At 41.8% G+C, this 24,298-nt stretch carries 21 protein-coding genes, 7 tRNA genes and 2 pseudogenes; 3 read left to right on the plus strand and 27 right to left on the minus strand.

Going from position 1 to position 24,298, the window contains the following annotated elements; translation table 11 throughout:
- The first annotated feature begins 234 nt into the window (after positions 1-234).
- Positions 235-1,290: an AraC family transcriptional regulator gene (locus tag AC0THY_RS17955; protein WP_489991966.1), complete on the plus strand. Its 1,056-nt coding sequence runs from the start codon at positions 235-237 to the stop codon at positions 1,288-1,290.
- A 59-nt stretch (positions 1,291-1,349) separates the two neighbouring features.
- On the opposite strand, the gene AC0THY_RS17960 is transcribed toward AC0THY_RS17955, so the two are convergent.
- Positions 1,350-1,431, minus strand: a tRNA-Leu gene (locus AC0THY_RS17960).
- Positions 1,432-1,503: 72 nt separating this feature from the next.
- Positions 1,504-2,760, minus strand: coding sequence for a cation:proton antiporter (locus tag AC0THY_RS17965; protein WP_489991967.1), 1,257 nt, complete (start codon positions 2,758-2,760; stop codon positions 1,504-1,506).
- Positions 2,761-2,922: 162 nt separating this feature from the next.
- On the opposite strand from AC0THY_RS17965, the gene AC0THY_RS17970 reads away from it, so the two are divergent.
- A complete protein-coding gene (locus AC0THY_RS17970) occupies positions 2,923-4,002 on the plus strand; it encodes a sensor histidine kinase (RefSeq protein WP_489991968.1) in 1,080 nt (359 codons plus the stop codon).
- Positions 3,995-4,702 (plus strand): response regulator, encoded by a 708-nt coding sequence (locus AC0THY_RS17975; protein ID WP_489991969.1) that lies wholly within the window; start codon positions 3,995-3,997, stop codon positions 4,700-4,702. The genes AC0THY_RS17970 and AC0THY_RS17975 overlap by 8 nt, the downstream gene beginning before the upstream one ends.
- 89 nt (positions 4,703-4,791) lie before the next feature.
- Here AC0THY_RS17975 and AC0THY_RS17980 read toward each other — a convergent pair.
- From AC0THY_RS17980 to AC0THY_RS18100, 25 genes and pseudogenes are all read right to left on the minus strand, one after another.
- Positions 4,792-4,864 (minus strand) — tRNA-Lys (locus AC0THY_RS17980).
- A 45-nt stretch (positions 4,865-4,909) separates the two neighbouring features.
- A tRNA-Gln gene (locus tag AC0THY_RS17985) sits at positions 4,910-4,981 on the minus strand.
- A 6-nt stretch (positions 4,982-4,987) separates the two neighbouring features.
- Positions 4,988-5,061, minus strand: a tRNA-His gene (locus AC0THY_RS17990).
- Between the two features lie 37 nt (positions 5,062-5,098).
- Positions 5,099-5,172 (minus strand) — tRNA-Arg (locus tag AC0THY_RS17995).
- A 3-nt stretch (positions 5,173-5,175) separates the two neighbouring features.
- Positions 5,176-5,246: transfer RNA gene (locus AC0THY_RS18000), tRNA-Gly, on the minus strand.
- A gap of 13 nt (positions 5,247-5,259) precedes the next feature.
- Positions 5,260-5,334: transfer RNA gene (locus AC0THY_RS18005), tRNA-Pro, on the minus strand.
- A 97-nt stretch (positions 5,335-5,431) separates the two neighbouring features.
- Positions 5,432-5,914, minus strand: coding sequence for a metallophosphoesterase family protein (locus AC0THY_RS18010; RefSeq protein ID WP_489991970.1), 483 nt, complete (start codon positions 5,912-5,914; stop codon positions 5,432-5,434).
- Positions 5,915-5,928: 14 nt separating this feature from the next.
- On the minus strand, positions 5,929-6,525 hold the full coding sequence (locus AC0THY_RS18015) for an XTP/dITP diphosphatase (protein WP_489991971.1): 597 nt from the start codon (positions 6,523-6,525) through the stop codon (positions 5,929-5,931).
- Positions 6,526-6,602: 77 nt separating this feature from the next.
- Positions 6,603-7,964, minus strand: a complete 1,362-nt coding sequence (locus tag AC0THY_RS18020) for a lectin like domain-containing protein (protein WP_489991972.1) — start codon at positions 7,962-7,964, stop codon at positions 6,603-6,605.
- Positions 7,965-7,974: 10 nt separating this feature from the next.
- Entirely contained in the window at positions 7,975-9,123 is a 1,149-nt protein-coding gene (locus AC0THY_RS18025; protein WP_489991973.1) for a THUMP domain-containing class I SAM-dependent RNA methyltransferase, read from the minus strand.
- Positions 9,123-9,665, minus strand: coding sequence for a phosphodiesterase (gene yfcE, locus AC0THY_RS18030; protein ID WP_489991974.1), 543 nt, complete (start codon positions 9,663-9,665; stop codon positions 9,123-9,125). Before yfcE ends, AC0THY_RS18025 begins: the two co-directional genes overlap by 1 nt.
- Positions 9,666-9,760: 95 nt before the next feature.
- A complete protein-coding gene (locus tag AC0THY_RS18035) occupies positions 9,761-10,057 on the minus strand; it encodes a rhodanese-like domain-containing protein (protein WP_489991975.1) in 297 nt (98 codons plus the stop codon).
- Positions 10,058-10,222: 165 nt separating this feature from the next.
- A complete protein-coding gene (locus tag AC0THY_RS18040; RefSeq protein ID WP_489991976.1) occupies positions 10,223-10,456 on the minus strand; it encodes a hypothetical protein in 234 nt (77 codons plus the stop codon).
- 341 nt (positions 10,457-10,797) lie between these two features.
- Positions 10,798-11,895, minus strand: a pseudogene (locus AC0THY_RS18045) (tyrosine-type recombinase/integrase).
- Between the two features lie 15 nt (positions 11,896-11,910).
- On the minus strand, positions 11,911-12,714 hold the full coding sequence (locus AC0THY_RS18050) for a recombinase RecT (protein WP_489991977.1): 804 nt from the start codon (positions 12,712-12,714) through the stop codon (positions 11,911-11,913).
- A gap of 20 nt (positions 12,715-12,734) precedes the next feature.
- Positions 12,735-13,622 (minus strand): annotated as a pseudogene (locus tag AC0THY_RS18055) (YqaJ viral recombinase family nuclease).
- Positions 13,619-13,963, minus strand: a complete 345-nt coding sequence (locus AC0THY_RS18060) for a hypothetical protein (RefSeq protein ID WP_489991978.1) — start codon at positions 13,961-13,963, stop codon at positions 13,619-13,621. The pseudogene AC0THY_RS18055 and the gene AC0THY_RS18060 overlap by 4 nt, the downstream one beginning before the upstream one ends.
- 27 nt (positions 13,964-13,990) lie before the next feature.
- The gene (locus AC0THY_RS18065) at positions 13,991-14,923 is read right to left on the minus strand and encodes a DUF932 domain-containing protein (RefSeq protein WP_489991979.1); all 933 of its coding nucleotides are present in this window, start codon (positions 14,921-14,923) and stop codon (positions 13,991-13,993) included.
- A gap of 264 nt (positions 14,924-15,187) precedes the next feature.
- Positions 15,188-16,684 carry a DUF5780 domain-containing protein gene (locus AC0THY_RS18070; protein WP_489991980.1) on the minus strand — a complete coding sequence of 499 codons (1,497 nt, stop codon included), beginning with the start codon at positions 16,682-16,684 and terminating at the stop codon, positions 15,188-15,190.
- A 178-nt stretch (positions 16,685-16,862) separates the two neighbouring features.
- Complete coding sequence (locus tag AC0THY_RS18075; RefSeq protein ID WP_489991981.1) at positions 16,863-16,994, minus strand: zinc-ribbon domain-containing protein; 132 nt, start codon at positions 16,992-16,994, stop codon at positions 16,863-16,865.
- A gap of 19 nt (positions 16,995-17,013) precedes the next feature.
- The gene (locus tag AC0THY_RS18080) at positions 17,014-17,544 is read right to left on the minus strand and encodes a hypothetical protein (RefSeq protein WP_489991982.1); all 531 of its coding nucleotides are present in this window, start codon (positions 17,542-17,544) and stop codon (positions 17,014-17,016) included.
- A 115-nt stretch (positions 17,545-17,659) separates the two neighbouring features.
- Complete coding sequence (locus tag AC0THY_RS18085; protein WP_489991983.1) at positions 17,660-17,965, minus strand: Mor transcription activator family protein; 306 nt, start codon at positions 17,963-17,965, stop codon at positions 17,660-17,662.
- Positions 17,966-18,317: 352 nt separating this feature from the next.
- Positions 18,318-21,473 carry a type I restriction endonuclease subunit R gene (locus AC0THY_RS18090; protein WP_489991984.1) on the minus strand — a complete coding sequence of 1,052 codons (3,156 nt, stop codon included), beginning with the start codon at positions 21,471-21,473 and terminating at the stop codon, positions 18,318-18,320.
- Between the two features lie 11 nt (positions 21,474-21,484).
- The gene (locus AC0THY_RS18095; protein ID WP_489991985.1) at positions 21,485-22,714 is read right to left on the minus strand and encodes a restriction endonuclease subunit S; all 1,230 of its coding nucleotides are present in this window, start codon (positions 22,712-22,714) and stop codon (positions 21,485-21,487) included.
- The gene (locus AC0THY_RS18100) at positions 22,704-24,296 is read right to left on the minus strand and encodes a type I restriction-modification system subunit M (RefSeq protein ID WP_489991986.1); all 1,593 of its coding nucleotides are present in this window, start codon (positions 24,294-24,296) and stop codon (positions 22,704-22,706) included. Before AC0THY_RS18100 ends, AC0THY_RS18095 begins: the two co-directional genes overlap by 11 nt.
- Between the last annotated feature and the right edge of the window lie 2 nt (positions 24,297-24,298).

The following is a 24,298-nucleotide window of genomic DNA, read 5'->3' on the forward strand; positions in this document are numbered from 1 at the left end:
AAAATCCACTATTCCATTGTACCTGGATATATTCTGTTTTACAAGCTTCAATCTCCCTTTTCTGCTTAAAGCAGTTTAGATGATGCTGACCGGGCGGGGCTGAATTGTAATTATTTGACCATTTTATTGTACAATCATTCCCCTTTTACAAAGTATGTGATTTATCCCTTGTGTTCCTTTATTAGAATAGCTATAATCCTTTTCATACCAGTCAATAATTATGGGGGATTTCACATGCAGTATGAGGATATGGATAAAGTAATTGAGAACACACTGAGGGCGCTTAAAACATTCAAGCCTTTGGAACTTTTTTTTAGGAAGTATTACCGTTTGGTGAACAATATTGATCACTACACACCTGAAGAAAAAAAGCGAATTTTAAAAGAGTATGAAAACAATAAGTTTCTGTCCAAAGAGCAGGAGCCAGATGTTTTGAGTGAGGATCACTTTTTCGGCAGTGCGGATATTGCGGTGAATAAGCACTGCCGTTACCTGCCAGGCAAGTACCACACGCACAATTTTATCGAAATTTTCTACATCTTCTCCGGCACCTGCATCCATGTCTGCCACCAGCAAAAATACAACCTCTGTGCCGGAGATTTCTGCTTTTGGGAATACGATGCCCCTCACAAGATCATTTCTAATTCCGACAATTTTTTGGCCATCAATATCCTGATCCGCAGGAACTGTTTTGAGAAAATGTTTTTCCCGCTTCTGAAAACGCAGAATATACTGTCCAGCTACTTCCAGAACATTTTGTATGGCAACACTTCCCACCCTATGATTTTATTCCGCACAGGTTCTGATAAAAAACTGCGTTATTTCGTGAGCTGTCTGTATCAGGAAGAGACCCACAAAGATACCTACTATGGGGAAATGATGACAAACTTTTTGAGCGAAATCCTGATCTACCTGCTGCGCACCCACCTCTCCCATGTGATCTCTAAGACCACGGAACATTCCACCGGTGTGACAGCCATTCTGCAGTATATTCAGGAGCACTATAATACAGTCACCCTGAATGAGGTATGCAGCCAGTTCAGTTATTCCCCGGCCTATTTAAGCCGGTTAATTAAAAAGAGCTTCGGCATGACTTTTTCCGAGATCATCAAAAACCAGAGACTAGACCGGGCGAAATGGCTGTTGGAAAACACTGAGATGTCCATTCCCGACATAGCCCTCGAAGTGGGCTGCACGGATACCAGCCATCTATACCGGCTCTTTAAACAGGACCTGTGCACCACACCCCTGAAATACCGTCATGCTTATCAGCGGGCTGAAGCTCTCTGATATACAAAACAGCCTCCCTTTTGGGAGGCTGTTTTGCCGTATACTTTTTACTTTGATCCTGCGGATAACAGGACTTGAACCTGCACGCCTGTTGGCAATAGAACCTAAATCTATCGCGTCTGCCAATTCCGCCATATCCGCCAATGATTACTGCCCATTTATTATAGCGGATCACTTGCTACCTGTCAATGTTTTTTAGCGGACATGCCCAGACTATTTTCCCTCCCTATACTGGGAAATCTCCTCATAGTTGTGGGCAAAGCTCTCATTCTCAGGAATCGGGATTGCGGGTGCGTTTTTAAAGGTTAATTTCAGCAAGATCGGAGTGATGATGGTTGTGATGATTACCACAATTACCACTGGTCCTAAAAAGTTGGACCCCAAAAGTCCCACCTGTGTTCCCTTGCTGGCAACAATCAGCGCCACCTCACCACGGGAAATCATTCCCACACCGATTCTGATTGACTGGTAATTCTTATAGTGACACATCTTGGCACCGAGTCCACAGCCGACTACCTTTGTGAGCACTGCCACCACCACCAATACCACAGCAAACAAAATGATATTCGGTGTCATAGAAGGCAGTTCCACCTTTAACCCAATACTGGTAAAAAAGACCGGAGACAGGTACATATATGAGACGATATCAAACCTGGATGCCAAATACTGGCTTCTCTGTGTGCTGGATATGATCAGCCCGGCAATAAATGCCCCTGTAATATCCGCAACTCCAAATACTACCTCCGCTATGTAGGACATCACAAGGCAGAACACAAAGGCCACTATCACATGGCGCTGCAGCCCCTTTTTCCCCTTCTCACTCCACTTTTTATAAAACTTATAGAACAGAAACCCGGCAACTGCCGCGAAAAGGAAAAATCCCACAATCTTCAACAGAACCACAACCACATTGACTGAGCTGTCCGCCAGGCTGGTGATCACTGTCAAACCGATAATACCCAGAATGTCATCGATAACCGCAGCCCCTAATATGGCATTTCCAGATCTGGTTTTTAGCTTACCCAGCTCCTTTAATGTCTCAACCGTAATGCTAACGGAAGTTGCCGTCAGTATGATTCCTATGAAAATATTTTGAAGAAACGTGCTGCAGGAAGCGTCTGACGCTATGACTTGTGGCTGATTGAAAAAGTATGCCACAGCAAAACCGCCTACGAGCGGAACCACCACACCGATCAGGGCAATCAGGAAGGAGGCTTTTCCGCTGCGCTTCAGCTCTTTTATATCTGTCTCCATGCCTGCACAGAACATCAGAACCACAACGCCTATCTCAGCCGTCTGGTGGATAAAGCTGGTCTCTTTTAATATATTAAAAACAGCCGGTCCCAGCAGCAGACCCGCCAGAAGTGCACCGACCACCTGAGGCATTCGGACTTTCCGCGTAATCAGCCCCAAAAGTTTGGTACTGAGCAAGATAATTGCCAAGTCAAATAAGTAATTGTAAGTTTCCATAGTCTCGCCTCTCATTTTCAAATTTTCCATCCACTAATTTATCACTTATGGTTTGACAAGACAATCTTTTTTTCTTGTTTTGCAAATTCTTAGCAATTTCTTAACACATTTTAAGGTATACTCGTTGTATACTGATTTCAAATGGATATGAGGTAAATAACTATGCATAAGACTACTAAAAAATTACTGCACAATATCTGCGTTGTTATGTTCAGCATGACTGCTGCTACAGCCATCTCCTTTTATTTTCACCATATAAACGGAAGTTCTGTCAATATTGCGCTCTTTTACATTTTAGCCATTGTACTGACAGCCCGCTACACTTCGAATTACATGTGCGGGGTAATCGCATCCCTGGCAGGTGTCATCAGTATCAACTATCTGTTTACCTACCCATATTTTGAGCTGAACTTTCAGCTCAGCGGGTATCCCCTTACGTTTCTGGTCATGCTGATCATCTCTCTTATCACCAGCACTGCCACCACCCATATGAAGGAAAATGCACGCATCCTGTCCGAACGTGAAAAACAGCTCACAGCTGCAGAAAAGGAAAAGATGAGGGCGAATCTGCTGCGCGCTGTATCCCATGATCTGCGAACGCCCCTAACCAGTATCATTGGTGCGAGCAATACTTACCTGGACAACGGAGATACCCTTTCAGAGGCCCAAAAACGGGAACTGGTAGCGCATATTGCCCAGGATTCCAACTGGCTCCTGAACATGGTGGAGAATCTGCTGTCCGTAACCCGGATACATGATGATGTAGCCAGGGTAACCAAGTCCTTAGAACCCATCGAGGAGGTGGTTTCCGAGGCGGTCTATCGTCTGAAAAAACGCCTGCCCCAGGCCTCAATCAAGGTGAAGGTACCTGATGACCTGGTTATGATTCCCATGGATGCCATTCTGATCGAGCAGGTTATTATCAATCTTCTGGAAAACGCGGTTGTTCACGCTCAAAGCAGAGAGCCCATTCAATGCCTGGTAACCTGTGACAGGGATACCGTTGCGTTTCACATTATTGATTTTGGCATAGGAATTGACCCGGATCAGCTGGACTCCATATTTGAGAGCGGTTCTCTTTGCTGCGGCAAGTCGTCGGACAGTTCAAAGGGCATGGGTATCGGACTCTCCATCTGCAAAACCATTATATTAGCCCACAATGGGACCATAACTGCCCGAAATCACAGTGAGGGCGCTGAATTTATATTTACATTACCACGGGACGGTGAATCACATGAATAACTATAAATCAACTATTTTAGTCATAGAAGATGAGAAAAATATCTGCAATTTTATATCCACAACACTCTCTAACCAGAATTATCGGGTACTCAAGGCGTACAATGGAGTGGACGGGCTTTCCATCATAACCTCTCAATGCCCGGATATGGTTCTACTGGATCTGGGACTGCCTGACATAGACGGACTTACCATTATACGCCGTGTCCGGAGCTGGTCCTCCATTCCTATCTTAGTTATCTCTGCGCGTACCCAGGAGTCCGAAAAAGTGGAGGCCTTAGACCTGGGGGCGGATGACTATATAACAAAACCCTTTGGGACCTCGGAACTGATGGCCCGCATCCGGACTGCGGAACGCCACAGCGCTCTGCCCTCCTCGCAGGGGGTGCCCCATATTTTCCATGCCAAGGATCTCACCATCGATTTTGTAAAGCACCAGATCTCTGTCAGAGGCCAGGAAGTGCATTTGACGCAGGTGGAATTCAAAATCATTTCCCTGCTGGCCCGCAATTCCGGAAGAGTTATGACCTATGACTCCATCATCTCCAGCATCTGGGGACCCTATGCGGACCACAACAATCGTATACTCAGGGTTAATATGGCGAATATCAGAAGAAAGCTGGAACTGAATCCCGCTGAGCCGGAATATGTACAGACAGAGATTGGAATCGGTTACCGAATGATTGAGGAAGAGAGCCTTTAGGGGCTCTCTCAGACAAGTGCAAAGGACTTCCATATAATAAAAAAATCCCCGCAAACTGCGAAGATACTTGTTTTTACGAATTTATTGAATGAGACATCGGGGATTCGAACCCCGGACAACTTGATTAAAAGTCAAGTGCTCTACCAACTGAGCTAATATCCCATAAGTTCTCCGGGCAAATCCTCTGCCCCAGTCGGCTTTCGCCAGCTGGGCTAGCTGGATTCGAACCAGCGAGTGCAGCAGTCAAAGTGCTGTGCCTTACCGCTTGGCGATAGCCCAAGAAAGGGTGGGTAAAGGGATTCGAACCCTCGGCCTCCAGAGCCACAATCTGGCGCGCTAACCAGCTGCGCTATACCCACCATTATTAAATATTGCCCACCTGCAAATACAGGTAAACGAGCCTGAAGGGATTCGAACCCCCGACCCACGGCTTAGAAGGCCGTTGCTCTATCCAACTGAGCTACAGACTCAAGAGCGGGTGATGGGAATCGAACCCACGTATCCAGCTTGGAAGGCTGGTGTTCTACCATTGAACTACACCCGCATGGTGTTACGTATCGGGGTGACAGGATTCGAACCTGCGACCTCCTGGTCCCAAACCAGGCGCTCTAGCCAAGCTGAGCCACACCCCGTTCTAGGCTTATCTTGCGCCCTTTTCGTGACGCAAGACATATTATATTATAGCCATTTCCAATTGTCAACTATTTTTTCGTTTTTTTTACTATTTTTTCAGTCTAAATAACAAATCCTGTATTTTGCTTCCCCAAGCTCATTGATCTCCATCAGAATATAGCTGGGCTTTCTCCCTTCCTGTCTGGGGTAGGACAGACTTCCCGGGTTTAAAACAGTCAGCTGTTCCCCCACATCCAGCACGGGTCTGTGTGTATGACCGTACATGACGATATCCACACCTCTTGCCCGTGCCTGCCGCCTGATTTCCTGTGTATCCAGGGACACATAGTAGTAATGCCCGTGGGTGATCAGCACTTTATACTTCCCCAGCATAAACTCCTGCTCCCTGGGCAGATCACAAAAAAAGTCATTGTTGCCACACACAATATTGACCGGACATTCCGCCAGCTGACGGATAAAGTCCTCGCTTCCCTCCGCATCACCTAGATGAATCAAACGGTCAATGGGTTTTTGTTCTTCCAACACTTTTTCCAGATTTCTGTCTCGGCGATGGGTGTCACTGACAATCAATATTTTCATCTGCAGTTCCCCTCCTACAGTACTGTTTTTAGTTTTTCCTTCATCATCCGGAGCGCTTTGCCGCGGTGGCTCAGCTCATTCTTCTTCTCCGGAGACAGCTCTGCGGTAGTGCACTTGTATTCCGGGAGGTAAAAAATGGGATCATATCCAAATCCATTCTCCCCCCTGCTCTCATATCCTATGATCCCCTCAACCGCTGCCTGACTGTGAAGGACTTCCCCGCTTGGCAGAGCTGCGGAGATTGCACACACAAACCTGGCAGTCCGCTTTTCATCAGGCACACCTTCCAGACGGTCAATCAAGTTCTTGTTTTTAATGTCATAGGAAGTTTCCTCCCCCATATATCTGGCTGAGTAAATGCCGGGTTCCCCGTTGAGGTAATCGATCTCCAGCCCAGAGTCGTCCGCCAGCACGATCTGCCCGGTCAGCTCCATGACTGTCTTTGCCTTAATATCCGCATTTTCCTGAAAACTCGTTCCGTTTTCCACAATATCCGCTTTCGCGCCTGCCTCTTTCATGGAAAGAACAGGAATCTTTAGATCTGCCAGAATCTCCCGAATCTCCCTCATCTTTCCCTCATTTCCAGTTGCAAAAATAATACACTTTTCCATATCTTCACTCTTTTCTACCGTTTACTCCGATTATATCACGGTGTGCTTTCCCGTGCAAAATACTTTTTCCAACTTTGTCAAAAAATGTCAGAAGTATACACTTTTAGGCAGAGGTTGCACCCGTATCCCTCCTCCGCGCGCTTCCAGTTGTATCCATTGGAGCTGATATACCCCTCTCCGTCCTCTATGGTAACCATGCTGGTGTTCTGATCCGCCTGGTACTCTGTTGCAACCGGATACTCTGATCCAGGGGTCTTTATCTTAATACTAAGGGCAAATCTCTGACCCGGTTCCAGCTGGATCGGCTCCTCCAAATCAATGGTGTAGTATCCCGGATTTTTCAAGGTGCCTGACTGCACCTTTTTGCTCGCCGCCAAAGAGAGGGGGCTGTCAAAAAATTCTGTCTTATATATGGTATACCTGGTATCTCTGTCTGTGGCGTAGAATCCCACCGCCTCCGCGCGCTCCTTTCCCTTGCTCTCATATACATTGGCAAAGTAGCATGTATCCGTACCATACCCCAGCTGTCCTACCCAGCCGCAGAGATCGCTCTGATATAGATGATCGTAATTGTCCGGCTCATCCACTCTGGTGTAGGCCAAGCAGTAGCTGGCAATCAGAGCATCCTCATAGGACACGTAAAAAATACCATTATCCCCAAACTTATCTCCCCAGCTGTTTTGACAGATAAATGCACCGTCCCGCTTTACATTCATGGTAAAGCGCTCTTTGGGATATGCATCATCCCATCCGATAATCAGCACATCGTGGTTGGGGTCTTTTTCACCCTGATAGCAGTACGCCTTTTCAAACTGATTGTAAAAGACAGATGTATGGGCCGAGCTTTCCATATCCATGTAAAAGGAAGACTGCACAGCTCCATACTTGTACACCAGACGCTTTACATCCTGAATATCCTTGTCCATAATCATCTGCATTTCCTGCACATGCTTTATCGGGGCAAGTCCCTTGGGTGAGCTGCCGTCTCCATAGGGGTCCTGATCCTCCCTCACAGGTCCCAGCCATGCGGCAAAATAGGCGATGGACATGGTGTAGGCTCCCCCGTCCTCCTGTCCCTTTTGATATGGATTCTGCAGTGAAATGTGATCTGCGGAGAATACGGTGTGTTCTTTGGGTAGCAGAACAGACTCCAGGGACGAGGATGCGGTAATCGCCCAGCAAGTCCCCAGATCCCCCTGATCCTTTACCGAGGGAGCTTTTTGCTGCTCCCTCAAATCATACCTTCCCGGCAGATCCTTCCCCCTGTGGCCGTCCTCTTCCGTTTCAATATCTTCTCTCTCCGTATCCTCACGGCTCTCTGTCTCTTTCTGTGTGTGATCAATCCACTGTCTGATCTGAACATGGTACATGTCATAAACCAGATACCCGGATAGACATATAACAGCCAAAATCAGCAGTGTCTGCACTTTTTTAATCAAAAGCTTCCCCCTATTTTTTTGATCTCGGCGGTTTCGGTCCCAGGAATTGATAAAAATAGGTCCTGATCATCCCATTGTATATCTTCCTGTTTTTATCCGCCTTTCTCCCAATATACTTCTCTGCATCCTCATAGCTGGTTATCAGATACTCAGACCAGGAATCCAGCCTCTGAAAGCTCTCCCCTATCTGCCGGTACAACTGGGGCAGATTTTCTTTCTCCTCAATGCGCTCCCCGTACGGAGGATTCGTGATAATAAAACCATACTTTTTAGGGTGGTTCAACTCGCTGACCGGGCGTTGCTGGAAATGAATCAAATGATCAACTCCGGCCAGCTTCGCATTTTCTCTGGCTGCCTTCACCACATCCGGATCAATATCATACCCCTGAATATCCACCTGAATCTGATCCTCTACCAACTCTCCAGCCTCGTCCGCTGCGTCATACCAGCACTTTTTGGTGATCAGATTGTCCCACTCTTCTGCCAAAAAGGAGCGGTTCATACCTGGCGCGATGTTGGCTGCCATCATCGCAGCCTCGATGGGAAAGGTTCCACTGCCGCAGAAGGGATCTACCAAAATCCTCTCCCTGTTCCACGGTGTGAGCATTATCAGGGCTGCCGCCAGCGTCTCGGTTATGGGCGCCTTGGCAGTAAACTGGCGATATCCTCTCTTGTGCAGGGAAACTCCGGAAGTATCTATACCTATGGTCACTTCGTCTTTCATAAGAAAAACACGCACCGGATACTGTGCTCCGTCCTCCGCAAACCACTCCTGATGGTAAACCTTCTTCAGACGTTCCACCATGGCCTTTTTCATAATAGACTGGATATCTGAGGGGCTGAAGAGCTTGCTCTTTATGGAAGTTGCCTTTGCAACCCAGAACTTACCGCTTTTTGGAATGTAATTCTCCCAGTAAATTTCCTTCGTCCTCTCAAAAAGCTCATCAAAGGTCTCTGCACGGAAGCATCCAACCTTCAGCAAAACCCTCTCTGCTGTACGCAGAAACACATTGGCGTAGGCAATTGCCTGCGCGTCCCCTAAAAAAGTTACCCTTCCATCCTCCACCTTACTGATGTCGTAACCCAGATCCAAAATCTCCCGCTTCAGGACTGCTTCCAGCCCGAAATGGCAGGGGGCAATCAATTCAAATGTTTTCATCACAAACGGATCTCCTTTACTATTTCTCCTTCAAACCCTTTGATCGTAAAAATCCCATTCTCCAGAACTGCATACGAGGGAATGCTGCCTTCTTTGGGAATCGCAGCCGAGCCCGGATTCAGCAGTATGTATCCCTCCCTTTTCTCTGCCATGGGCACATGGGTATGTCCATGGATAAAAATGTCCCCCTCCCCAATTGGCGGCAGATTGCCCTCGTGGTACACATGTCCATGACTGGCATAAATGGTCCGGTGACCTTCTATAATCATGCAATATTCTGCCATTACCGGAAACTCCAAAACCATCTGGTCCACCTCTGCTTCGCAGTTGCCTCTCACGGAGCAGACCTCATCCTTCATGTCATTGAGCATGGCAATCACCTCTTTGGGCGCGTAGTCTCTGGGTAAATCATTGCGGGGACCATGATACAAGATATCTCCAAGCAGTATTAGGCGCCCCGCTTCCTCTTTTCGATAGGCTTTCACCATTTTTCTGCAGTAATATGCAGAACCGTGTATATCAGATGCAAACATTAGCTTCATATTGTACTCTCCTTTGCCAGCCCATATCTCTTAGCTTTACTCCTATATTAATGCCGACAGATTGGGCTGTCAATGTTTTTCCTGCGCTTTTTAATCTATCTCAGTACATTGTGATATGCGTGAATCCCGCCAATCACTGTTTTTACGCGATAGCCTTTGGCCGCCAGTTCCTTGGCTGCAAACATGCTGACTGATCCCCTTTCACAGTAAAGAACCAGGGTCATATTTCTCGGCAGGGACTGGCAGTTCTCCAGACTTTCATAGGGAATATTTACCGCACCCTGAATATGGCGGGCAACATACTCCTGCGGGGTACGCAGATCTATAATAAAAGCATTTTTATCCCGGATATACCGATCCAGCTCATTTGCCGCAATCATTTCAAAATCCATACTGATTTCACTCCTTCCAAAATGCCTACTATTACTATATGCATGTTGCTGTTTTCTGGTGTGGTCAAAAGTCTGTGTTATGGGAAGATACAAGTACATTTCTGATATGCAAAAACGGCACAGCCAAAAGGCCATGCCGTTTTCAAGCAATTTACTGCTGATTTCTTAGTACTCGTAGTCGTTATTGTAGCTGTTTTTAGAAGAGTTGTTCTTAGAGCTGTTGCTGCTGCTGTTGCTGCTCTTGTTGTTGCTCTTGTTGCTCTCTGAGTTCTTTGAAGTTGTATTGGATGTGCTGTTGCTGCTGTTGTTTTTTGAGTTAGAATTGTTAGACTCAGAGTTATTCATGTTGTTCTCAGAGTAGTTCTGAGACTGGTTCTTGGAATATGAATCTTTTGCCATTTTAAGTTACCTCCTAAAAGAAAAATAATTTTTTACTGCAATTCTAGTATTCCAAGATACGTTTAAATTATTCATTACCGACAAAACCGACAAAACCTGAAATATTTGTAAAAATATATATTGCATTTTTTACCAATTTATATTATAATGCATTTGTAAAAAGAATTTACCCTTCAAAAAATTTTTTTTACAACCCCTTATTAATTATTTATACTCCCCTCGAAATAGCAGGTAGCTCCCCTACCTGCTATTTCTCTGTCCGGAAATATGCGGGCTGACGGAATTTACCAGTATGCTGACGGCTCTGGTGAAACTTCCTGTCGCCAGATCTGTACACAGTTTTAGATTGAACTATGACCGAGGAACTGCTGCATGACTTTTGGTGGTATGCCTTTTTCAAAGCCACGACTGGCGAAGAGCTTCCGGCAGGTATGCGGTGTTATATCCGGGATATCTATTCCTTTTTCGCGTATTTGCTGTAAAACCTTTTTAATCTCTACGTTGGCTTTCGACAAACTGAATGGACGACCGGCAGTCGTAGTAAATACCAGATCCTCTAAATCTTTATCCGGCCTCCAGAATCGACCGGCGATTCGTTTTTGTTCATCTTGCTGCTGTTTAACGCTTTGCAGCAGTTCTTCTATTTGCGGAATCATGTAAATATCGCGCAGGCTTGTTTTTGTCTTAGGCAGATCAATCCAATATCCTGCTTTAGTTTTGAATTAAAATGTTCCTTTTATATGGATGATCTTTTTATTAAAATCAATGTTGCTCCACTGTAATGCCCGGATTTCACCGATGCGCATTCCGGTTCCGATCGCGAAACGGATTAGGTTTTCACACTCATTCCCAGCCAAACCTTTTAGAAATATTGCTTGTTCTTCCGCATTGGGAACACGCTTTTTAATTGGTTCTTTTCCTTTTGGCAGTGTAACTAAAGAAACCGGATTTCGCTGTACGACTTGGTTTTTAACCGCCTGTTTATATATGCCGTTTAAAAGAATATGTACCAATTTCAGGGTCTGCTGCGAATACTGTTTTGCCAGTTTGTTATAGTGGCTTTGAATTTGCTCCGGCCGTAGTTCTTTTAATTTCTTTTTACCAAAGGCTTTTTTTATATAATCATCGTATGTTTTTTGATAACAGTCGATCGTCCCGGCTTTACATGATGGCTTCTTATATACTTCAAGCCAATCTTTGAAGTATGTATCGAGGATTATGTTATCCTCTTTTGCATAGAGACCATGTTTGATTTCATAACGCTTTTCTTCTAAGATATTCTGTAGCTTCCCGATTCCGGTTCCTGTCTTAACAAAGACAAGCGCATTTTCAACCACCTCATTATTCTTTGCGATCTCTTTTTCCGATATCTGATATTCTTGACCTAAAAATATCTCCAATTTTTCTTTTATCCTTTTTATAAATTCCATATAATCCATTTACATCACCCCTTTCTAAGCGCTCTGTGCTTCCTCATATTCCTCATCATAAATATCGGCTCCGTAAAGCTCGCTCATATCTTCTGCCAGTTCTGCCTTAATGGTTTCATCTGTTGCTAATGCTCTGTCAAAGTCTGATTTGACCGGTGCGTATTTTAATGCTTGCTTAATAACTGTTTTCTTAGCCATCCCGGCATAGTTACTTTTCCAAGGGCTAAAGGATGCATCAAACGCCTTGGAATACTCCTTGGCATATGCATCCATATCTTCTTTGCTCATCACTTCAAATCCAAACCCGCCGTTTGTCAATCGAAATAATCCATAGAATAAGATAATTTCGCCGCGGTCTTTTAAAACCGGTCGATGAACCAACCTTGATTCCAATCCTAACTCATACTCAAAGTAATCATGTTCATATACTGCCTGCGCCTGTATGGTCTGCACCAGCGGATTCCGGTAACTAAGATCAATCAATCCTTTATAACCGATCTGAAATTGACATTCCAACCATCCCTTATTCTTGTACGGTATCAGGTATGCCTGCCCCAGCGGGGTATTCGGCTCCAAACCTAATTGAGCTGCATTCATCAGTGCCGCTAAAAAGCTCATCTGGCTGCATTCTGCCAGCTTCGGTGTCGTATTAAGCGCTGACAATGCCATCCTGGTAAATCGCTCCGGTGTGATTACCTCCGGCAGCGCTTTTTTAATCTCCGGCTCCATTGCTCTGATCAGATCGGCAATACTCATTGAAGTCGTCAGCTTCTTCTCGCCTTTGGTACTTTCTGCTTTTCGTTCAAGCTCTGCTTTAATCTCGGTCATCTCCTGCCCTCACTTTCTCATTATAATTGGTACATTTTTTCTATGTTCCTCAATTCATTAAGCTTCTCATCCATGCGCCAGCTATGAATCTCTTTCCATACCACACGGTAACGCTCGTTTTCTGCTGCCTCTGCATCACCTAAATACAGTTTTAACTCCTGCTCAATCCGCTTCTTCTCTTTCTCCATCCGCTCAATCACTTCGATTAATTCAAGCCGGCGCTTTAATTTTTCATCAAATCCGGATAGCGGCAAGATAATCTCAGCCTTACTGCTTTGAAAACGTTCTGCAATTACCCGGTCGGCAGCTTTTGAACCGTCTGGCTCCGGCAGCTGCCGAAGCTGCACATGATTTTCCCAAAAATTCTGTTCGATTTGAATCAGATGGGCCAATAACTTTTCATCCCGGTTTATTTTATGGAACTTAAATTCTTTTCCATAGATTAAAACGGCAATATACCAGGCATCCGTCTGGCATACCGACATGTAGTGATGGCACTGGATCTGATACGATAACGGAATCTTTCCATCTGCCCACTGATCCGCAACATACGGACTGGCTGTTTTACATTCTAACCCGGCATTCTCACCAACGATCATTCGGTCAACATCCGCTAACATAAATGGATGCTGCTCATCATAGTACATCGCATTTGCTCTTCTGACCTTTTTCCCGGTTGCTTCTACAAATCATCTGGCAACGTAATCTTCCATATCCCGCCCCAGCCGCATGGCCTCATTATCGAAACATTCAGCCTCATCCGAGATCTTGTCATAATAGACTTCCATCGCTGTCCGGTAAGGATTTAAACCGCAGACTGCGCCTGCATCAGAGCCGCCAATACCCTGCTTTCGATATCGCAACCATTCTTCTTTCTGCAAGTCTAATGTTGACACTAACTTTTTCATTCTGCTCCCATCCTTTCCTGCTCCTGCTGTATTGCTGTCCGTTTATTTATTTCTTCTGTCAGACACGTCTGTAATTCTAACCATCCGGAATCTTCTCGCTCCAACCATACTGAATAAGAATGAGCCAGAATATCAGGCAAAGTCACCACACTGCATAGTGTGGCAACATCCATCTTCTGGCTCAATTCTGCTAACTGCTCGTAGATCGTAAGCATACAGTCAATTTTATAGGCTGCTGCATAAATATCTTCTTTTGATGCGTTTAAGATTTCTTTTTTAAAGGCTTCTTTTTCCAGATAAATCTGCTGACAGAGGAGCTGTTGTAATAATACTCTTTCCATCCTACCTGCTCTTTTCTCCAATCGTATTTATGCTGCTTGCACAAGCGAATAGGCTTTATCAATCATTGGGTTACCATCCATTGTCCGCGCGAAGAGATTCTCTTTGAAATTAGAAGTTACCCGGAGTGGTTTTAGATGTGTCGCAAAATCAGACACCGCGTTGATAAACCGATAAGCGTTACTGTCCACCTGCTGTAAATCCGGGGCATCGTAGTAACAGCGCTTCATGTTGTCCTGCAACCTGATTACATTCTTCTGCTGCTGTGGTGTCATGCCGTCTTCTCTGGGTAATAGCACCTCTATATACTCCTTTACTTTTCGATCGGACAACTTCTTGCGCTGCAGATCTTCGATTCCTTTGCCCAATTCGCCCATATAGTTCTCTGCCATAAAAAGTGTTTCTCTGGCCTCTTCTAGTTTTAGATCAATATTGCCGGTATGCTTCATCGACCATGACCGCTGTGCCTTTGCCAATGCCAGATTCAATGTATTTTGGCATACAACCCGGATCGGTGTCATCGCTACCCGGATGCAGGAACTGCCGTCATGGCTGTTGTAAAATACCAGATAAGGGCTGATTCGTTCACCCGTGATAATGTACTCATTACATAATCTTGCCAGTATCCAAGTCTTTCTACCGCCCTGCAATGAACCGGCAGTCTCATAACGAATACCTTCACCTAACAAAGCATCGGTAAATGCAAAAGACTCCTCATTTTGTACGACTTTGTATCTGTCGGTAACAACGCCCAACACTTTATTATCCAGATCCCTGACATTTGCTTTGTAGCCGGGAATTACCTCTTCACCGGTATAGATCGGCTTTTGCATTACATGCCAATTAAGCCCGGCTAATTCCAATGCCTCCCTTGAATCGGGCGCCTCTGCGACACTCGTACCAAGCCCATGCCAGGGAGCCTCTCGTCCTGTAAAAAACATAGTTTCAACGTTTGCTGCCATATCTGTTTCCTCCTCTTTTTTAATCATTCCTCAATGATGTCTTTAAGTACATGTAAAACACCGATGATAATGCCATAAACTCCTTTACCTAACAAATGTATCACCTCCAGACACAATAAAAGAGCAGAACCCTCAAAAGGATTCTGCCATAAACTCTAGTATCATTATTATAATATGTAATTAAATATCGATTATTTTACTTCCTAGTCAATTTGAAATCGTTAAATATCAATCTCTGATTTAACATATTAACTTGCGCCGCATTCAGCTTACTTGATAGTATGAATTATTAATATATGTATATCCATCAATCGCATCTTCAACAGCTTGATCTCCGCAATGTTCGCCATCGTTGTATACCGTTACCGTCCCTGCATCAGACCATACAAGTCTAATATTAAGACCATACTCTTTAAGAACAGCGGTGTTATTATCTACTATTGTAGCAGTGCCTTCAACCCAATTTACAATAGCATCAATCTTACAACTAATTGTTCCATCAGAATAAACTATAATATTCAGATATGGTAATCTATCATCGCTGCCTAGTGAAGACATATAACCACCCGATACTCCAATAAATGCATCATTAACTGTTTCTTCCTGAAGCGATGCTTCTTCTTTTTGTTCTCCAGCAAGAAGGTTAATATTATCTTTTTCGATCTGATTAAAATATTTATCTGCATCAAAATCATCCGGTTCAATTGTACCACTATACCATGCCTTTGAATTGAAATGCTCTTGGATTGCAGCATCCATAAACTTTCGCCCATGTCTTGCATAAATTTCATTGCTAGCTAACTGTTTTTCAGCTTCCGTCAAATGCAATATGTCATCCACGTTCAGTTTTTTAGTGCTGCTGTTCTCAATAATATAATCAGCACTATTATCCTCACCTTGATGCTGATTACTTACGGCCGCCCTTAATTCTGTCATACCATATTCAGTGTTTAATACCTTATCCTCATACATTTCCTTAAAAAACTCTGTGTACGGATTTTCGTATATCTGTCCATCCGAAGTTTCAAATCTCACAACTATCAACTTCATATATTTTACACCATTAGCATATAAAGTATGAGTAATTTCTCCTTCTGCACCATCGACAAGATTAACATTTGCTCGTGATTTTTCAATAAAATATTCTGTATTAGCCCCTATCATATCATCTGATAATAAAAGCTGCAAACCATTTTCATCCCACGCACATATTCCTAATACCAGACTTTTTATCGATGTACCCGAGTTATTTTTAATGCCAAAGGAATAGTCCTGTCCCCCATATATTTCGTCTTTGGATTTTATTGATGTAATTTGCACTAACTGATCTTCATGAAATTCCTCCAAAGCACTGAATCTATTTTCATACTCCTCTGTGGTTAAGCCATATGTATTTGCATCTATTTCCTCCGCTTTCAATCCACTGGCAGAATAGGAAATCTCATATATTTCTTTACTTTCTATATCACAGAAGAAAGAAACAGTATCACCGGTCTCACTTTTTAAAAATGAAAAATAATCCTCTCTTTGGCTTATATCTTCACCAAATAGATCAGTCTGTCTTTCGAAACCTGCTGGTAATAAATCAGCCAGCGTATTTATATTATCTCCAATGCGAATCCCAAATAGCGAGGGTGCCTTTTCTCGCTCTCCATGAATACTGGCAGAAACCACTTTTTCACTTTCCCCAAGTGATAGCGAAACTGTTTGTTCTGTATTGATGTATCTTAATGGCTGCAATTCTTTTACCGCATCAACCAATGTTAATTCTTATCCTTTTGTTTCAATTTCTTCTATCGTCATTCCCAGATAATCCTGTATATCTTCTGAATACCATACATTATTCCGATCCGATACCTTACTTTTTCTTTCAGCCTCACCCAAGTTAGGCACTATAATAATCAGCAAAATTGCAGCCAAAACACCAAGTATCCAAAACTTACCCTTTTTCTTTATGTTTTATACTCATATTTTCAACTCGTTCTATCTTATTTTCAACTTCCACACTACAATAGGGGCAGCGTTTCCATGAATTTTCTATCTCTTTTCCACAATTTTTACAAAACATCATCTTCTCCTTTGCCGCCTACTTAGCATTCTAATATCTGTTTAATCTTCATTGCTGCTTCTTGACTGACAACAAGCCATTTTGTTGTTTTTCCTAATACATTAAACTCCAGTGTACCAGTAAATATACCAGCCCGCTTACCAACTCTGATGTTCGAAATATCCTTGTTGGATATTATAATGACCTTTGTTAAAAATGGCAGTAAATTAATAGGTGTATCCGCCTTTTCTATATAAATAAATCGTTTATCTGTACACACAACATATTCACGCATTCTGATAAGCTTTAATCTTCTGATTATTGACTTTCTGCTTACATGCTCAACTAGTCGCAGGCGTTCCGCACTGTCTAATAACTTAATTAAATCTTTTGATAACTGCCACGTTCCATTCACAAGAACAGCAGACTGTTTACCCTCTGATAATAAGCTATTCAATTCTTCCTTCAAGTCTTCTCGGGTTCTCTCCACCGGATTTGCCACTCCCTTTTCTGAACAGTTAGGACAGCATTTCCAACCATCCTGCATTTGTACTCCACATTTTTCACAAAACATATTATTTCTCCTTCGCTATTGTTTTTTTTAGTGTACCTACCAAATAAACCATTTAACTAATTTTAAAATGAATTTTAAACCGAGTTATCCTACAGCCATATTCTGACACCGGAAATTATTTTTTCACTTTCAGCAATTGCCTTATATGGCGCTCTGTATACCCAAATTTCTTAGCAAGCTCTCTGACACTCTCTCCATTGCGATTTTCTTTTATATATTTTGCAACATACTCAATCGTAAATATACGCTGCGGAAACGTGATCTGCTGACCTTTAAAATTCTTATAAAGCATAACAGTATTCTCAATACCGATAATATCTGCTATTTCTTTATAAATGGGTACTAGATCTGTATTCTTCACATTAACCTTATCCTCCCTTCTGTACTTAATAACTTTACCTTTTTGCAATGGAATTTTCATGATGTGAATTTCCTTATTTTATGACAGTAAGCAAAATCAAACTATGCATTACTGCATAAAAAAAGAGAGGCGTTATCGCATCTCTAACAGCAAACTCTCATTCAGGTTTATAATATATAATTGTACTTTTTTAATTTCACATTTCTTTTTCACCAATTACGGCCGACAGACGCCATTAGCATGGACTTTCGTAAGAATTTGCAATACCAGTTAACTTAGCTGATCAGCATCAACTTTAACTCTGAAATAAATTCTATCAAAAGACCTTGCTAATGGCGCCGGCCGGCCGTAATTGGTATTCTAATATAAAGCTATCTTTCATTTAAAATACACAAGGAACGATCTGCCACCATCATTTCAGTTCATCATCTAATTGAACAATCGTTTCTTCTAAAAGCTTTTTCCACTGCCTTTTCATCTCAGGAATATATTTTAGTTTAATAATTTCCGGATGCAGCTTCTTATAATCCTCAAAATTCGCACTATCAATAATATTAGCAATATTAGGTATTGGATCGAGACCTATCATATATTGAACTGCTGAAGAATGTAACTCATCGACCGATAAAAACCAAGTAGTTGAAAATTTATTAATAGCCTTGTCGCGTGCTTCCGTAAAGAAGCGGCGTTTTACTACCAGAATATCTTCATCTAAATCAATATCACCTTTATCGATTGCGTCCAATATGGCACGATATATAACTTTAACATGCTCGGCTTTGTTCATCTTTAGTAACGCCTTTTCAATCTCTTCACGAATGTCCTGATTATTTGCGGAATATGTTCCTAAAAGTTTATCAATATAGGTTGAATCAATATCATAGGCTTTGATTGCATTATTCCCGAAAAACTCTACCCCCGAAAAGTCAACATCAGGATCATCTGGCTCATCTGCAACCAAGGAACCTTTTAATGTGTTATACAGCCCCACATACCCCTCTAAGATTTTCACCTGATCGCTTAAACGTTCAGAAGATTCTATTTCATCATTATATTCATTATATGTAACCAGCGCCTCAAACGATTTGTTTAACTCCTGAAAGCTCTTAACGAAATCCACCCTTTCACCTATCGGAGAATGCTCACTAATCTCCGCATTTTGATCCAGAATCTGTCTGAATTTATCATACGCTGCAATAAAACGTCCCATAGATTTTTCGTAGGAGGGATAGACAAGTGCAGTTTCTTCCTGTACCTGAGAGTATAGTTTTGTAGCCTCTTCCACATTATATTCAAATGTCGCAGGTTTTCGATAGGTAACAATCAGCCCCTTTTCTTTGCCCGGATATGTTCTGTTCGTTCGTGAAAATGCCTGAATCAAATTTGCGTAACTTAGCATTCGGTCAACAAAAAGTGTCTGAATCGTAGGCGCATCGAATCCCGTCAGTAATCGGTCAACGACTATAACCAGATCAAGATGGTTACCAAATTTCTTGAATTCTCCCTTTTTACGTGCCAGGCGATTATTGATATCATTATTGTAGCGATTAACTTCTTCAATCGTCCATGCCGTATTGTAATATCGATTATAATCTAATATAATCTCTTTCATTTCATCCTGGATCGCTTTTGCATTTTCCTCATTCTCCTGCATCGAATAAGTGATCGCAATCCGTGGAAAATCAACATCTTCGATCGTACGCCCTTTTCTGATTGGATGATCCTTAAATTCTTTCTCCAGCCACTTTGGATCAGCTGTCATTTCCTTAATCGCATAATAATAGCGTTTTGCCATATTAATAGAACTGGTTGTTAATATCGCCGATTTCTGGGGACGCCCATTCAGAAAATCAAACTTTATGTAAGCATTGTCTGGTCTGAAAATCTTATGTATCACGTCTTTGATATGATCATCGTTTTCATAATCAGAGGAATCCACATAACTTTCTTTTTCAATAGCCGGCATATTATCAATAATATAATTCAATTCTTCAGAGGTTTTGTCACTATATTTCGACTGCACCCTCATTTTATCGTAGATAAGATTATTGAGCGATGTCTGCTCAATCGTATCTTCATGCTCTACCTGAAATCCAAGAACTGCGCCGTCATCAAGCGCATTTTTAATTGTATAAGTATGTAATACTTTACCATATTGATCATGTGTAGTTCGTGCTAGCTGTCCCTTTGCCTGCTTTTTATTCTCTTCGAATATTGGTGTTCCGGTGAAACCAAACCAGGTCGCATTTGGAAAAAAATCTTCAATCGCGTCTTTACTTTCTGCGCTCACAGCACGGTGACACTCGTCTACAATGAATACAATATGCTGGCCTAAGAGCTTTTCGAATCTTTTTGTTCCCTTGTCCTTCTCTTTTTTCTGAGCATACCGCAATGCTGATTCCAGCTTTTGGCGAGTGGTAATAATAATCGTATTATTATTACTATCAGCTAAAAGCGCACGGCTTAACTGCTCTGAGCTCTCGGTTCCGACAATTAAGCTATTGGAAACTGCATCACCTGATGATATTCCTGTATTAAACTCTGATGCAAACTTTGTAAATTCTGTTGTAGTCTGGCTATCTAAATCTTTACGATCAATCAGCATAATCGTTCGATCAATTCCTGATTTCCGCGCAAATAGTTTCGTTGATACAAAGCTGGTCAGTGTTTTACCTGAACCAGTTGCATGCCAAACATAGCCTGACTGATGCCGCACTGCCGCTGCAAATAATGCCTCGATTGCATGGATCTGATAAGGATGCAGCACCATGAGTAAACGGTTATCCTGATCCTCACTGACTATTGTATAATTCGCTATCAGACGGTGTGCATCCGGTATATTCAGTACCTGTTTGGAAAACTCATATAAGTTATCCACCTTACGATTATCTTTCATACGCCAGCTAAACAGGAATTTCTTATTCATGTCCTTTGGCATGGCGTTAGCAAAATAACGTGTTGTTTGTTCGTTTGAGATTACAAAAAGCTGCAGGGTTGAGAATATGTTATTACGGAACATTCCTTCTTCTGCATATTTCTTGATCTGATTATATGCCTGGTAGACACCATCTTTGGCAGTAACCTGCTTCAGTTCAATTTGTACAATAGGTAATCCATTAACAAGCAGTGTCACATCGAAACGGCGATCCCGCTCGTCAATTCTTGATCTCTGTTTTGCAATCTGATGAACAACCTCATATGTAGAAATACCGCCGCCTATATCTTGATTAGAGTATAGGATCAGTGACATCGGCCCTAAAGAGACATTTTCGCGTTCAATATTGATCCTGGCAATACCGTTCTCCCCCTTTAACCATTTAGCCGCCTGGAATGGAGTTTTTGTCCGCTGTAAGAGTTCAATCTTAATGCGGTCAAATTCTGTCTCTGTGATTGGATGCTCGCCTATCTCCGAAAGGTTGTTTTGTGTTATTTTTTGACGCAGGTTTTGCCAGAGATCCGCTTCTGATTTTAAATCCGGGCGGAAATTCCATTGATTATGACCTTCACCAAGGACTTCAATCAAACGCTTTTCTATTGTTGATTCATCATTATGTTGAAATTTAGTCATGAATCTCCTTTCTATATCAGCATTTTCTGTATGAAAGCTTTTTTTGTTTCTATAAAAATCTCTAACTGTCGTTGATGAAGAGTGATAGTGTTGTCAATATTTCCAAAGAATGATCCGATTTTATTCTGTTCACTTTTCTCATGCGGTATTAGTATTTTCTTTCCAAGAAGATCTTCTTTGGTTATGCCTTTAATCGAAGTCCCCTGAATATTATTTATTTCTTTCTTCATTAGATTGTAAATACTATATGTCCCAAACCACGCCATCACTTTCAAATCGGATAAAGCCAAAAAATCCTGACTTGTAGCATAAGCATATGGCATATATGCAAGTTTCCCTACACCTACCCTCGTTACAATAGCTATAGAATTCCCTGGAATCAATTTGGTTGCTGATTTTAAAATTGCATCTTCAGTGATGTGTTTTGTTGGAGTAACGTCCGAAAGCAAATCTATCTTTAAATCAGAACTTTGAATCCATGGTATATTTCCATTCCAATATTCTGCTACTTTTGTACTTGGGGTTCCTCCTCCGAAGGTGCTACCTGCAATCTCTCCCAACTTACGCTGTTCCCAATCATCAGTAAATCCTGGAAAACGTAGTTGAGGTACTAACTCTCCATCCTTAGGAAACATTTTCTGAAGAAACCCTTCCCTTATTTTCTTTAAGTTCTCAATTTCAACTTTTTGCTTTTTTATACTCATCTCTAAACTAATAATAAAACCTGCAATCTTCCTTTGTTCTTCTAGGGTTGGATAAATAATCTGTATTTCTTTTATGTCCGGATTCCGTAAATGAACTATTGACTTTCCCTGTGCTCTTCGTGATAGTTCTTTGTGACATCTTCCATTTGAAATTATCAAAGCCAAGAACTCAGATATAACTTTATTGCTTGGTTTTATAATATTTATATCTCCTCCAAGCACTACACCGCTGGCTTTTACAACTGATGCACGGGCAATATCCTCTGCTGATTCGCCGGAAGCCGGCACTATAACCTCATCCCCTTCACTGATCACCGCATTATCTGCATTTTCAACAAATGTATTTACTTCTTCAATAACCGTTTCATAATTAGTATACATTCTTCCATATAGAATAGCTGGAATTCCAGTTTGACATAAATCTGACTTAGAATATCCATTACCTTTATTAAACTGCGCTAATACTTTAAGTTTTTCTTCATCCCATTCCTCAGAAAAATCAGAGAATCTAAGCTCTGGAATTCTATTATTCTTCATTTTGAAACACCTCGATAGCACCTTTTATCCAGTCTTCATCTTCTTTACTATATTGAAGTGAAAGAATATCTTTTAAAATACTAGCTTCCAATTCAGCTTTTTCTTTTCTGATTTTTTTCATCTCTCGCCCAACAGATATCAAATCAATCAGGGGCTCTTCTTCATATGTATCTACATATCTGGGAATATTTAAGTTAAAATCATTTTGTTCCAACTCTGTGAATGTTGCTACATATGAGTATTTATCAACACGCTTCCTTTCTTTATAAGTGTCAACAATGTCCTGAATATTCTCTTGCGATAACTTATTTTGATTTTTGCCTTTAATAAAAGCCTTACTTGCATCTATAAACAAAACATCCCGCTCTTCTCGATTTTTCTTCAGGATAATAACTGTAGTTGGTATTGATGTCCCAAAAAATAAGTTTGGGGGCATTCCAATAACTGCGTAGATATTCCCATTCTCCAATAACTTTTTGCGAATAACCCCTTCTGCAGCACCTCGGAACAAAACACCATGAGGTAATACAATAGCCATAGTTCCATTTTCCGCCAGATGATAAAATCCATGTAGCATAAAAGAAAAATCTGCTTTTGACTTAGGTGCTAGTTTACCGAATCGGTTAAAACGTGAATCGTCAAGAAAAGTTTCATCTGCTGACCACTTAGCTGAATATGGTGGATTCATAACAACTGCATCAAACAGATACGGTTCATCCGTTGGCCAATCTTTATTTAAGGTGTCTCCGTTTCGTAAATTCATATTTTCTTTTTCAATACCATGAAGTATTAAATTCATTTTTGCAAGATTATAGGTCGTCGTATTTAATTCCTGCCCATGATATTTTATGTGCTCTGGATGCTTAACATAATTTCTTACATTTAACATAAGTGATCCTGATCCCATTGTCGGATCATAAACACTAAATAATTTCTTTTCTTCCTGCCCTATTGTTACTATTCTCGCCATCATATCCGATACTTCATGCGGCGTATAAAACTCTCCTGCTTTCTTCCCCGCCTCTGAAGCAAACTGTCCGATCAGGAACTCATAAGCATCTCCTATAACATCACCATCATGGCCCAGCACATCAACATCATTTAACTTCTTAATCACTTCTGTAATTGTTATATTACGCTGCTGCTCGTCTGCACCTAGTTTTTTGGAGGAAAGATCTACGTCATCAAACAGTCCGTTAAACTGCTCATACTCCGTAGCTAAATCTATAAATGCCTTATTTAGATCCGCCAACTGAAAAATATTCTTTTTTGCTTTTTCAGCTAGCACCCCAAACAGGCTATCCGGCTTTATATCATAATTTAATGTATCAACAAGTGTCTCAATTAAATCTTTTTTAATATCTTCATCTAAAAGTAACTCTCTATATAACTTTATTTGTTTCTCCTGTGTGTCATATGTTTCTAATGATTCTTCTGCAAGCTCCACCACTTTCTGCAACAGCTTGTCTGATAAATATTTATAAAAGATTAGTCCTAGTAAATAATTTTTATATTCCGATGCATCCATCTTACTTCGAAGATTATCTGCTGCACTAAACAATTTTGTATTCAAGTTATCCATTA

It is taken from the genome of Ruminococcus sp. 8Y-12 (assembly GCF_058119865.1).